The organism is Prevotella sp. P4-98, from assembly GCF_002251405.1.
In the GTDB taxonomy this organism is placed as follows: Bacteria; Bacteroidota; Bacteroidia; order Bacteroidales; family Bacteroidaceae; genus Prevotella.
This window is the reverse complement of record NZ_NPJC01000020.1, coordinates 95,677-109,838: the sequence shown is the minus strand read 5'-3', so window position 1 is coordinate 109,838 and position 14,162 is coordinate 95,677. Positions and strand designations below refer to the sequence as shown.

At 44.4% G+C, this 14,162-nt stretch carries 7 protein-coding genes; all 7 read left to right on the top strand.

The window, feature by feature from the left end:
• Positions 1-174: 174 nt before the first annotated feature.
• The gene (uxaC, locus tag CIK96_RS03700; RefSeq protein WP_094390351.1) at positions 175-1,581 is read left to right on the top strand and encodes a glucuronate isomerase; all 1,407 of its coding nucleotides are present in this window, start codon (positions 175-177) and stop codon (positions 1,579-1,581) included.
• Between the two features lie 93 nt (positions 1,582-1,674).
• Positions 1,675-3,519 (top strand): glutamine--fructose-6-phosphate transaminase (isomerizing), encoded by a 1,845-nt coding sequence (glmS, locus tag CIK96_RS03695; protein ID WP_094439707.1) that lies wholly within the window; start codon positions 1,675-1,677, stop codon positions 3,517-3,519.
• Between the two features lie 90 nt (positions 3,520-3,609).
• Entirely contained in the window at positions 3,610-5,442 is a 1,833-nt protein-coding gene (locus CIK96_RS03690; RefSeq protein ID WP_094439705.1) for an amidophosphoribosyltransferase, read from the top strand.
• A 6-nt stretch (positions 5,443-5,448) separates the two neighbouring features.
• Positions 5,449-6,522, top strand: a complete 1,074-nt coding sequence (gene carA / locus CIK96_RS03685; RefSeq protein WP_094439703.1) for a glutamine-hydrolyzing carbamoyl-phosphate synthase small subunit — start codon at positions 5,449-5,451, stop codon at positions 6,520-6,522.
• Positions 6,523-6,556: 34 nt separating this feature from the next.
• Positions 6,557-9,802, top strand: a complete 3,246-nt coding sequence (carB, locus tag CIK96_RS03680; protein ID WP_094439701.1) for a carbamoyl-phosphate synthase (glutamine-hydrolyzing) large subunit — start codon at positions 6,557-6,559, stop codon at positions 9,800-9,802.
• 83 nt (positions 9,803-9,885) lie between these two features.
• Positions 9,886-11,037, top strand: coding sequence for a hybrid sensor histidine kinase/response regulator (locus CIK96_RS03675; RefSeq protein ID WP_094390355.1), 1,152 nt, complete (start codon positions 9,886-9,888; stop codon positions 11,035-11,037).
• Between the two features lie 395 nt (positions 11,038-11,432).
• Positions 11,433-14,153, top strand: a complete 2,721-nt coding sequence (gene ppdK, locus CIK96_RS03670; protein ID WP_094439699.1) for a pyruvate, phosphate dikinase — start codon at positions 11,433-11,435, stop codon at positions 14,151-14,153.
• The last annotated feature ends 9 nt before the right edge of the window (positions 14,154-14,162 follow it).

Sequence of the window (14,162 nt, the reverse complement as noted above, 5' to 3'; positions counted from 1 at the left end):
TGAAGGGAAAGGAGAGAGGAAAAGTAAATGGAAAAAAGTAAATCTTAGGTTGTCTTTCCGTCATCGTTTACGTAAAAAAAGACAATATTTTAATATATAATATTTTATAAAACAAAAAAAAATGCTACCTTTGCAAGGTTAAAATTAAAACGAATCAAACTAAAACAATAAGAAATGAAGCAATTCAATGACAAAAACTTCGTTCTTGACAACGAAGTGGCTCAGGACCTCTTCCACAATCATGCGTCCAAAATGCCAATCATCGACTACCATTGCCATCTGATTCCAGAGATGGTAGCCAAGGATCACAAATTCAACAGTATTACTGAACTTTGGCTCGGCGGCGACCACTACAAATGGCGTGCAATGCGTACCAATGGCGTGGATGAGCGCTATTGTACAGGAAAGGACACCAGCGATTGGGAAAAATTTGAGAAATGGGCTGAGACTGTTCCCTATACTCTTCGCAACCCACTTTACCACTGGACACACCTTGAGTTGAAAACCGCTTTCGGAATCGAAAAACTTCTGTCTCCAAAGACCGCACGTGAGATTTTCGACGAGTGTAATGAGAAGCTTAAACAGCCTGAGTTCTCTGCACGTGGCCTCATGAAGCACTATAATGTGGAGTGCGTATGTACTACCGATGATCCCGTTGACGACCTTCACAACCACATTGAATATGCAAAGAGCAAGGCAGCCGATGATCCCATGATGATTCCAGCATGGCGTCCTGACAAGGCCATGAATATCGAAAAACCTGATTTTGGCGCTTATGTTCACCAGCTCGAAGAGGTTAGCGGAGTAACCATTACCAAGTTTGCCGATATGGTTGACGCTCTTAAGAAACGTCACGATTTCTTCAGTGCCAATGGCTGTAAACTCTCAGACCATGGAATTGAAGAATTCTATGATGAGGAATATACAGATTCACAGATTGAAGTGATTTTCGAAAAGGCACTTCGTGGTCAGCAGCTCTCTGCCTTAGAGACTCGTCAGTATAAAAACTGTTTCCTGACCATTATGGCAGAAATGGATGCTGATGCAGACTGGACCCAACAGTTCCACTACGGAGCAATCCGCGACAACAACACGAAGATGTATAATGCTCTCGGTCCTGATACCGGTTTCGACTCTATCGGCGAATTCAATACCGCTAAGGCCATGTCGAAGTTCCTCAACAAGCTCAACATGGAAGATAAGCTCACACGTACCATATTATATACGTTGAATCCTTGCGCCAACGAAGTAATCGCTACTATGCTAGGTAACTTCCAAGGCGGAGAACCTGGAAAAATCCAGTTTGGTTCAGGATGGTGGTTCAACGATCAGAAAGATGGTATGGAGCGCCAGATGAACGCACTCTCGGTACTTGGCCTTCTCAGCCGTTTCGTTGGAATGCTTACCGACAGCCGTTCGTTCCTCAGCTATCCACGTCACGAATATTTCCGTCGCATCCTTTGCAATATGCTCGGAAATGACGTAGAAAAGGGACTTCTTCCCGACGATCGCGAGTTGCTCGGAAAGATGGTAGAAGACATCTCTTACAACAACGCAAGAAGATATTTCAAATTCTATTAATAAAAAAATCGGCTATCGTTGCACATGATAGCCGATTTTTTTTTATCTTTGCACCCGAAATAGCGAACACAAACTTTATAAACGAGGAAATATATGTGTGGAATAGTAGGATACATAGGCAACAAACAAGCCTATCCCATCTTGATAAAAGGCTTGCGACGTCTTGAATACCGTGGTTATGATTCTGCCGGTGTTGCCCTTATCAATGATAATGGCAACCTTAATGTCTGTAAGACAAAAGGCAAGGTCGATAACCTGGAGGAATATTGCAAAGACAAGGATGTAAGCGGAACAGTAGGTATTGCTCATACCCGATGGGCTACCCACGGAGAACCATCTGCCGTAAATGCACACCCTCACTATTCTGAATCAAAGAATCTCGCAATTATACATAATGGTATTATAGAAAACTACGCAGACTTGAAGCGTAAACTTCAATCCAAAGGCGTAGAGTTTCGTTCTGATACGGATACAGAAGTACTCGTGCAACTGGTAGAGTATATTATGGAGCATAAGGATGTCGATCTTCTCACAGCCGTACAGGTAGCTCTCTTCCAGGTCATTGGCGCCTATGCAATTGCCATTATCGACAAACGCGACCCCAATCAGATTATTGCAGCCCGTAAGCAGAGTCCACTTGTGGTCGGAATAGGTAAAGACGAATTCTTCTTAGGTTCAGACGCCACACCACTGGTGGAATATACCGACAAGGTCGTCTATCTCGAAGATGGAAATATCGCCGTGATCCGTCGCGGAGAAGAACTTAAAGTGGTAAGTATTTTTGGAGAGGAACAGCAACTCAAGGTGAAAAAGGTGGATATTAACCTTGGACAACTTGAAAAAGGTGGATTCCCACACTTCATGCTTAAGGAAATCTTTGAGCAGCCCGAATGTCTGACCAACTGTATGCGAGGACGCGTCAACGTGGATACCGACAACGTAGTACTCTCGGCAGTAATCGATTATAAGAAACAACTGCTTGATGCCAATCGCTTCATCATCGTAGCCTGTGGTACGTCGTGGCACGCAGGATTGATAGGCAAACAAATGATAGAACAACTCTGTCGCATTCCTGTAGAAGTGGAATATGCGTCAGAATTCAGATATCGCAATCCCGTCATTACGTCAAAAGACGTGGTAATTGCCATCTCACAAAGCGGTGAGACCGCAGACACCCTTGCCGCCATACAACTTGCCAAAGAGCACGGCGCATTTATTTATGGAATATGTAATGCCATCGGATCAAGTATTCCCCGTGCCACAGATACCGGTTCGTATATTCACGTAGGACCAGAGATAGGAGTCGCTTCTACTAAAGCCTTTACTGGACAGGTTACCGTATTGACCATGCTGGCTCTTGCTTTGGCAAAAGAAAAAGGAACAATCTCCACGGAGAATTACATGCATGTGGTGAAAGAACTCCACGAAATACCCAAGAAGATAAAAACAGTACTTCAACTTAACGACCGTATCGCAGATTTAAGTCGTACATTCACCTATGCACGAAACTTCTTATATCTCGGACGTGGATTCAGTTATCCGGTTGCACTTGAAGGAGCCTTGAAACTGAAGGAAATTTCCTATATTCATGCAGAAGGTTATCCGGCTGCAGAAATGAAACATGGTCCGATTGCCTTGATTGACTCAGACATGCCTGTGGTGGTCATCGCAACACATAATGCCATGTACGAGAAAGTATTATCCAATATCCAGGAAGTAAAAGCTCGTAAGGGAAAGGTTATCGCTATTGTCAGTCACGACGACAATACTATCAGCAAAATTGCCGATGAAGTCATCGAACTGCCAGACACCATCGAAAGTCTTGAACCGTTATTGACAACAATACCCTTGCAATTGCTGGCGTATCATGTTGCAGTATGTAAAGGTCTTGATGTTGACCAACCCCGTAATCTCGCAAAGTCGGTAACCGTTGAATGATTTCAACAGTTACCGACTTTTTTTTGCGACGTAGTGAAAAGAGAGAAGAACAGACAATACAAACACAAATAAACAAAGGAGACAAAAAAAGTGGAAGAACTCAAGCACGAATGTGGTGTGGCCATGATCAGGCTACTTAAGCCGTTGGAATACTACGAGAAGAAGTATGGCACATGGGCGTATGGTTTCAACAAACTCTATCTGATGATGGAGAAACAGCACAACCGCGGACAAGAAGGCGCAGGTTTTGCTACGGTAAAACTAAATACTGAGCCCGGAAACGAATATATGTTTCGTGAAAAGGCTGAAGGTAAAGACGCTATCACAGAAATATTCTCGCGCGTAAAACAAGACATGGTTGGAGAACTTTATATGGGCCATCTTCGCTATTCCACTACAGGAAAGTCTGGACTGACTTATGTTCATCCATTCCTGCGACGAAACAACTGGAAGGCGAAGAATCTCTGTATTTGTGGTAATTTCAATATGACAAATATTGACCATGTGTTTCAGAAAATTACAGCACAGGGCCAATGTCCACGCATCTATTCAGACTCCTATATCATGCTGGAATGGATGGGCCATCGCCTTGACCGAGAAGTGGAGCGTAACTTCGTAGAAGCTCAACGCCAAGGGTTGGAAGGACGCGATATTACCGATTATATCGATCAACACGTAGAAATGAGTAATGTCCTTCAAACCACGATGCCCGACTTTGATGGAGGATATGTTGTGTGTGGATTGACAGGAAGTGGCGAAATGTTTGCCATGAGAGATCCGTGGGGAATCAGACCGGCATTTTACTATCGTGACGATGAAGTCGTGGCTTTAGCAAGTGAACGGCCTGTATTGCAAACCACCTTTGATATTTCTTCGGATGCCGTCTGCGAACTCAAAGCCGGACAGGCTTTACTCGTCAATCAGAATGGTAAGGTGGATGTACGGCAAATAATTCCTCAACGTGGCGATAAAGCTTGTTCGTTTGAACGTATTTATTTCAGCCGCGGTAATGATGAGGATATTTATAAAGAACGACTCCTCTTAGGAGAACAATTGACCGGTAGCATTCTCAAGGCTATCGATAAGGATGTCCATCATACGGTATTCTCATTTATCCCCAATACCGCAGAAGTGGCATACTATGGTATGTTGCGTGGTTTCAAACAGTATATCAACCAACGCAAGATAGAGCGTATCTCGAATCTTGGCCACATACCTACTCCAGAGGAATTGGAGGATATCCTTAAAGATTACGTGCGCTCGGAAAAGGCGGCATGGAAAGATATTAAATTGAGAACCTTTATTACCGAAGGAAATTCTCGTAACGACTTGGCTTCACATGTCTATGATGTAACCTATGGGATTCTGGAACCTCAACGCGACAATCTCGTCATTATCGATGATTCTATTGTGCGAGGAACAACCCTGAAGGAAAGCATCATAAAAATACTCGCGCGACTTCAACCCAAGAAAATCGTTATCGTTAGTAGCGCTCCACAGATTCGTTATCCAGACTATTATGGTATCGACATGGCGCGCCTTGAGGAATTTTGCGCCTTCCGTGCGTGCATCCAACTGTTGAAAGACAGACATATGGAGTCTCTCATAGATACGGTTTATCGGAAGTGTAAAGACGAACTTCAGAAAAACGACGGAAGCATGGAGTGTGCTGTCAAGGAACTCTACCGTCCGTTTACCGTAGAAGAACTCAACGTTAAGATGGTTGAAATGTTGTGCCCTGCTGATGTGGAAACACCTATAGAACTGGTATTCCAAAGCATAGAAGGCCTTCATAAAGCTTGTCCCAATCATCATGGCGATTGGTATTTTACAGGCGACTATCCAACGCCAGGAGGTACAAGACTCTGCCTCATGGCATTCGTGAACTATATAGAAAATGTATATAATCAGGAAACAAAATAATAAATAATGAAAGACGTAACACTTGTTCTGGAAGACGGAACGCAATTCAAAGGAAAATCATTCGGCTATGATGCACCAGTAGCAGGAGAAGTCGTGTTCAACACGGCTATGATGGGCTACCCCGAGTCATTAACAGACCCATCTTATGCCGGACAACTCATGACGCTTACATATCCGTTGGTTGGAAACTATGGAGTACCTCAGTTTTCTTTCGAAAAGAACGGCCTACCGAGCTTCATGGAAAGCGACCGTATCTATGCTTCTGCTATTATCGTAAGCGATTATAGTGAGCAATATTCCCATTGGAATGCTAACGAAAGTCTTGCCGACTGGTTGAAAAGAGAAAAAGTACCTGGTATAACAGGTATTGACACCCGCCAATTGACAAAGGTTCTTCGTGAACATGGTGTGATGATGGGTAAAATACTCATGGACGACGAACCTGACAATATTCCAGAAGCCGATTATGAAGGTGTGAATTTCGTGGATCGTGTTTCCTGTAAAGACATCATCCGATATAATGAAGGCGCAGGACGAAAAGTGCTACTCGTCGATTGTGGAGTGAAAGCCAATATCATTCGTTGTCTTATCAATCGTGGAGTGGAAGTTATTCGGGTGCCATGGAACTACGATTATACTGGAATGGAATTTGATGGACTCTTTTTGGCTAACGGACCTGGCGACCCTGACATGTGTGGAGATGCCGTCGATATTATCCGTAAGCAGATGTCTGTTAGCCGCAAACCAATATGTGGAATCTGCATGGGAAACCAATTGTTAGCTAAGGCAGGTGGCGCCTCAATCTATAAGTTGAAATATGGACATCGCAGCCACAACCAACCAGTTCGCGAAGTAGGTACCAACCGTTGTTATGTGACCAGTCAGAACCATGGTTATGCCGTTGATGCTTCTACATTAGGAAAAGAATGGCGCGAACTCTTTGTCAATATGAACGACGGTTCTAATGAAGGCATTCGCCATCAGACCAACCCTTGGTTTAGCAGCCAGTTCCATCCTGAGGCTTGTTCTGGACCAGTCGATACTGAGTTTATGTTCGACCGCTTCGTAGAGGCATTATAATCCATCAAACCATTTTTATGTAATAAGAACAATAATGAAATACGATAATATCAAAAAAGTATTGCTCCTTGGAAGTGGAGCGCTCAAAATCGGAGAAGCTGGAGAATTTGATTATTCTGGTTCACAAGCCCTTAAAGCATTACGCGAGGAAGGGGTGAAAACCGTACTTATCAATCCGAATATTGCTACCGTACAGACGTCAGAAGGGGTAGCCGATGAAATATACTTCTTACCCGTTCAACCTTATTTTGTTGAACGTGTGATAGAAAAAGAACGACCAGACGGTATCCTGCTTTCTTTTGGTGGTCAGACCGCGTTGAACTGTGGCGTAGAACTCTATCAGAGTGGAGTGCTCGATAAATATGGCGTACGCGTATTAGGAACTCCCGTACAGGCCATTATGGATACAGAAGACCGCGAACTCTTTGTGGAGAAACTCGATGAAATCAACGTAAAGACTATTAAGAGTGAGGCTTGTGAAAACATAGAACAAACACGCAAAGCTGCTGCGGAATTGGGCTATCCTGTCATTCTTCGTGCAGCATACGCACTTGGCGGATTAGGTTCGGGTTTTGCCGATAATGAAGAAGAACTCAACAAACTTGCTGAAAAAGCGTTCTCTTTCTCTCCACAGGTATTGGTCGAGAAATCTCTCAAAGGTTGGAAGGAGATTGAATACGAGGTGGTGCGAGACCGTTACGATAATTGCATTACCGTCTGCAATATGGAAAACTTCGACCCGCTGGGAATACATACGGGCGAATCAATAGTTGTTGCTCCTTCTCAGACCTTGACAAACTCAGAATATCACAAACTCCGTGCCCTTGCCATCAAGATTATCCGTCATATCGGAATTGTTGGAGAATGTAATGTACAATACGCTTTCGACCCACAGTCGGAAGACTATCGAGTGATTGAGGTTAATGCACGCCTGAGTCGTTCTTCTGCTTTGGCATCTAAAGCGACTGGTTATCCCTTGGCATTTGTGGCTGCCAAACTTGGTATGGGTTATGGACTCTTTGAACTCAATAATTCGGTTACCAAAACGACAAGTGCATTCTTCGAACCTGCCCTTGACTATGTGGTCTGCAAAATTCCACGTTGGGACTTGTCCAAATTCCGTGGTGTTGACAAGGAACTTGGATCATCTATGAAGTCTGTAGGTGAGGTCATGGCTATCGGACGTACCTTTGAAGAGGCTATACAGAAGGGACTGCGCATGATAGGACAGGGAATGCATGGTTTTGTGGAAAACAAGGAACTGAAGATTGAGGATGTTGACGCGGCCCTTCGTGAACCTACCGATAAGCGCATCTTCGTCATTTCAAAGGCTATGCATCTTCCGCAATATGATATTGACCGTATTCACGAACTTACCCGTATCGATAAGTGGTTCCTCTACAAACTGAAACACATCATAGATATCGACGAGGCGTTGAAAGGCCTGAAAAATAATGATGGTACATCGGCAGAAAAACTTGATGCGACATTACTTCGTGAGGCAAAAGTCTATGGATTTACCGATTTCCAAATTGCACGTGCCATCGGACTTGAGGATACCATGAACAATATGCATGAGGCTGTACTTGCTGTTCGTAAGATACGTAAGTCGATGGGTATTGTTCCCGTGGTTAAACAGATAGACACGCTTGCTGCGGAATATCCTGCCCAGACCAATTATCTTTATGTGACGTATAGTGGGGTGGAAAGCGATATTCAATATGAACAAGATGGAAAGAGTATTATCGTACTTGGCTCAGGAGCTTACCGCATCGGTTCGAGTGTAGAGTTCGACTGGTGTGGTGTGCAGGCTCTTAATACCATACGCAAGGAAGGTTGGAGAAGTGTCATGATCAATTATAATCCGGAAACGGTTTCTACCGATTATGATATGTGCGACCGCCTGTATTTCGACGAACTGACCTTCGAACGCGTCATGGATATTATTGACCTCGAACAGCCTCATGGTGTCATCGTATCGACTGGTGGACAGATTCCTAATAATCTTGCCATGCCTTTGGCAGAACAGCACGTGCCGATTCTGGGTACGTCTGCCATCGATATTGACGGAGCAGAAGATCGTGCAAAGTTCTCACAGATGCTCAACGAACTTGGAGTCAACCAACCTGAATGGAGCGCTTTGACCTCGATGGATGACATAGACCGCTTTGTGGATAGGGTAGGATTCCCAGTTCTCGTGCGCCCATCGTATGTGTTGAGTGGAGCGGCCATGAATGTTTGTTCCAATCGTGAAGAACTTGAGCGCTTCCTCCAGTTGGCTGCAAATGTGAGCGAAGACCACCCTGTGGTTGTTTCCAAGTTTATCGAACATGCCAAGGAAATAGAAATGGATGCTGTTGCTAAAGATGGCGAAATATTTGCCTATGCCATTTCAGAACATATCGAGTTTGCTGGCGTCCATTCTGGAGATGCTACGATTCAGTTCCCTCCACAGAAACTTTATGTAGAAACAGTTCGCCGCATCAAGCGCATCAGTCGCCAGATTGCCAAAGCGCTTCACATCAACGGACCGTTCAATATTCAGTTCATGGCACGTGATAATGACATTCTCGTGATTGAATGTAACTTGCGCGCCTCACGCTCCTTCCCGTTTGTATCAAAGGTGTTGAAAATCAACTTGATTGAGCTTGCCACTAAAGTAATGCTTGGTCTTCCTGTTGAAAAACCTCATAAAAACCTTTTCGACCTCGATTATGTAGGTATCAAAGCCAGTCAGTTCTCTTTCAACAGATTGCAGAAAGCTGATCCTGTACTTGGTGTTGATATGGCTTCAACAGGTGAGGTGGGATGCTTGGGTGACAATACATCTACGGCTTTGCTGAAAGCCATGCTGAGCGTGGGACATCGCATTCCGAAAAAGACAGTCCTCTTATCTACAGGTACACCTAAACAGAAAGCTGAAATGATTGATGCTGCCCGTATGTTAGTAGATCATGGCTACAAGCTCTATGCTACAGGTGGAACATCACGCTATCTGACAGAAAATGGTATAGAAAACACGACTGTCTATTGGCCCAGCGAATCAGACAAACAGCCACAGGCTCTTACACTCCTCCATGACCACAAGGTGGATATGGTAGTCAATATCCCCAAAAATCTGACCGAAGGAGAACTGAGTAATGGTTATCTCATCCGTCGTGCCTCCATCGATCTCAACGTGCCGCTCATTACCAACAGTCGATTGGCTTCTGCTTTTATCCAGGCGTTCTGTACGGTATCGTTAGACAATATAGGAATCAAGTCTTGGAGAGAGTATTGACAAAAATAATTATGTAAACATTTGGCAGGTTGCCAAATGTTTACTATATTTGCACAGTCAAAACTCTTAAAGATTATAAAACTATGGAACTTGGTGACATACTTGAATCTAAAATAAACCGAAGTGACTATAAGATACTTATTGTCGATGATGTGACGAGTAACGTGTTGCTATTGAAGATTCTTCTGACCAATGAGAAGTTTCAAATATGCACAGCGTCTAACGGCCATCAATGTGTAGAAGTGGCACGTAGCGAACATCCTGACTTGATATTGCTCGATGTAATGATGCCCGAACTCAACGGATTTGACACGGCGGTTATATTGAAAAAAGATCCCCTGACAGCAGATATACCTATTATATTTCTGACGGCTCTCAATAGCCCAAGTGATCTTGTACATGGATTCCAAGTTGGAGCTCATGACTTTTTGACGAAGCCTTTCAATAAGGAAGAACTGATCATGCGCGTCATGCACCAGATTTCATTGGTGGCAGCCAAACGCTATATTATAGAGCAAAATGAAAAGCTCAAGCGGATCATTTCTAACCGTGATAAGATGTATTCAGTAATCGCACATGACTTGCGTTCGCCTATGGCATCCATCCGTATGGTACTTAACCTCTGTGTCAACGTGGTGACGCCGGATATGGTTGGCGAGGAGATCTTTGGTTTGCTCGATAAGGCCAATCGTGAATCAGAAGAGACTCATGACTTGCTTGACAACCTGTTGAAGTGGACCAAGAGTCAGACTGGACGCCTTGAAGTGGCTTATCAGAATCTCGAACTCGATGATATCGTTCCTGGTGTGGTTGATATCTTCACGATGATTGCTGAGATGAAGAAGATCAAACTTCAGTATATTCCTTCTGAGGAGCATCTGAAAGTACGAGCTGACAACGATATGATGAAAACCGTGGTGCGCAACTTCATTTCAAACGCTATTAAGTTTACCCCAGAAGGCAAGGGAATCGAGGTATATTATAAGAAGTCGGGCGAGTTTGCCAAAATCAGCGTTCGCGACCATGGTGTCGGAATTGCTCCAGAACGTATTGATACCTTGTTCCATAAAGGAGAAACCACTTATGGTACAGGTGGTGAGGAAGGTTCTGGACTTGGACTCCAGCTTTGTGCAGATTTCGCTCGCAAGAATGGTGGCGACGTGATGGTGGAATCAACCTTAGGAGAAGGCTCTACCTTCAGTTTCTTAGTACCGTTGTTGAAAGAAGAAGCATAATATTGTAATCATACATTTTGATTATTACAATAAAATACAGGCAGGGGCATCTTTTGAATGATCGCCCCTGTTTGTGTTTCGTGAACTTATGACACTTTATTCTTCTTCGGGATGTTTTGGAAATGTCTTCGGGTTAATACGATCCTATGCTTACCTCTTCAATAAGTCTCTTCTAAGTACTATAAAAATGGGAGTTTAATGGGACTTACTTCCTATATAAATATAAGTAAGCATAAGTTGCCACCTCTGTCATGTAGGAAGCCGTAATGAATGACTTATTTAAAGAAATAATGAAAAAAATTACTCTTTTCTTGCATAATACAAGGAAATATGTTATCTTTGCCGAATAGAAAAATCAATAACAATAATTAATAAACAAACATCAAAGCTAACTTATGAGCCAAAAAAGAGTTTATACCTTTGGTAATGGAAAAGCTGAAGGTAATGCAAAAATGCGTGAACAACTTGGTGGTAAGGGTGCCAACCTTGCCGAAATGAACCTTATTGGAGTGCCTGTGCCTCCAGGATTCACCATTACTACTGACTGTTGCAACGAATACTATCAGGTAGGACAAGAGAAAATCATGCAGTTGCTTAACGATGATGTCATGGCTGCTGTCAAGCACATCGAGGAACTGATGAACTCTAAGTTCGGAGACAAAGAAAATCCATTGCTCGTGTCTGTTCGTTCTGGAGCACGTGCTTCCATGCCTGGTATGATGGATACCATCCTGAACCTTGGTCTTAACGACGAGGTGGCAGAAGGATTGGTAAAGAAGACAAACAACCCTCACTTCGTTTATGACTCATATCGCCGTTTCGTACAGATGTATGGCGACGTCGTACTCGAAATGAAACCTGTGAATAAAGAGGATATCGATCCGTTTGAGGAGATTATCGAACAAGTGAAGGCTGAGCGTGGTGTGAAACTCGACAAAGATCTTTCTGTGGATGAGTTGAAGAAACTCGTTCAGCTGTTTAAAGCAGCTATCAAGGAACGTACAGGCAAAGTATTCCCAGACAATCCTATTGAACAGCTGTGGGGTGCTATTTGTGCGGTGTTCCGTTCATGGATGAACGAACGTGCCATCCTCTATCGTAAGATGGAAAGCATTCCAGACGAGTGGGGTACAGCTGTTTCGGTAATGGCCATGGTATTCGGTAATATGGGTGAGACTTCAGCTACTGGTGTATGCTTCAGCCGTGATGCCGCTAATGGTGAAAACGTATTCAATGGTGAGTATCTTGTTAATGCACAGGGTGAAGATGTTGTGGCTGGTATCCGCACACCACAGCAGATTACAAAGCTGGGGTCACAGCGTTGGGCAGAACGTGCAGGAATCTCAGAAGAAGAGCGTGTCGCTAAATATCCTTCAATGGAAGAAGCTATGCCAGAGATTTACGCACAGCTTAACGGCATTCAGGAGAAACTCGAAGAGCACTATCGCGATATGCAGGATATGGAGTTCACCGTACAGGAGGGCAAACTCTGGTTCCTTCAGACCCGTAACGGAAAACGTACAGGTGCTGCCATGGTGAAGATTGCCATCGACCTGCTTCACGAAGGAAAAATCGACGAGAAGACCGCTATCATGCGTTGTGAACCACAGAAGCTTGATGAACTGCTTCACCCCATCTTTGATAAAAAAGCTCTTACCACAGCAAAAGTTATTGCACAGGGTCTGCCTGCATCTCCAGGAGCAGCATGCGGACAGATTGTATTCCATGCTGACGATGCACAGGAATGGCATGAAGATGGCCACAAAGTGGTACTTGTACGTATTGAAACCTCTCCAGAAGACCTCGCCGGTATGTCTGCCGCAGAAGGCATCCTGACAGCACGTGGCGGTATGACCTCTCACGCTGCCGTTGTAGCACGTGGCATGGGTAAATGCTGTGTATCAGGTGTAGGTTCACTCAATGTTGATTATCATGCTAAGACCGTTGAGATTGACGGAGTCGTATATAAAGAAGGTGACTACATCTCACTTAATGGTACCACAGGTCAGGTTTATGCAGGCGAAGTACCTACCAAGGCTGCAGAACTGAGTGGCGACTTCAAAGAACTCATGGACCTTTGCGATAAATACACCAAACTTCAGGTTCGTACCAATGCAGACACTCCACGCGATGCACAGGTTGCACGTCAGTTTGGTGCCAAGGGTATTGGTTTGACTCGTACCGAGCACATGTTCTTCGAGGACAAGAAGATCGTGGCTATGCGTGAAATGATCCTTTCTGATAGTATCGCAGGACGCGAAAAGGCACTCGCCAAACTTCTTCCTTATCAGAAAGCTGACTTCAAGGGAATTCTTGAAGCAATGGACGGTCTGCCCGTAAATATCCGTCTGCTTGATCCACCCCTCCACGAGTTCGTTCCCCACGATATCGAAGGTCAAAAAGTAATGGCCAAGGAGATGGGCGTAGATCTCGCCACCATCCAGCGTCGTGTGGATTCTCTGGCAGAGAACAACCCGATGCTTGGACATCGCGGATGTCGTCTTGGTATTACCTTCCCTGAAATTACAGCCATGCAGACCCGTGCTATTCTCAGCGCAGCATGTGAACTGAAGAAGGAAGGAAAGAATCCTATGCCAGAGATTATGGTTCCATTGATCGGTACCATCAAGGAGCTCAAACAGCAGAAGGATGTTATTCAGTATGCTGCCAAGGAGGTATTTGCTGAATATGGCATCAAGGTAGAGTTTGAGATTGGTACTATGATTGAGATTCCACGTGCTGCCCTTACAGCAGGTCTTATTGCCAGCGAAGCACAGTACTTCTCATTTGGTACTAACGACCTTACCCAGATGACCTTCGGTTACAGCCGTGACGATATTGCTTCGTTCCTGCCTGTATATCTCGACAAGAAGATTCTTAAGGTTGACCCATTCCAGGTACTCGACCAAGAGGGTGTAGGCCGTCTCATCAAGTATGCCGTTAAAGAGGGTCGCGAAACACGTCCTGATCTCCGTTGTGGCATCTGTGGTGAGCATGGTGGTGAACCAAGTTCTGTGAAGTTCTGTGCCAAGATTGGTATGAACTATGCATCATGTTCTCCTTTCCGCGTGCCCATCGCAAGACTTGCTGCCGCGCAGGCAGCTGTAGAGGAATAGACGAAAGAT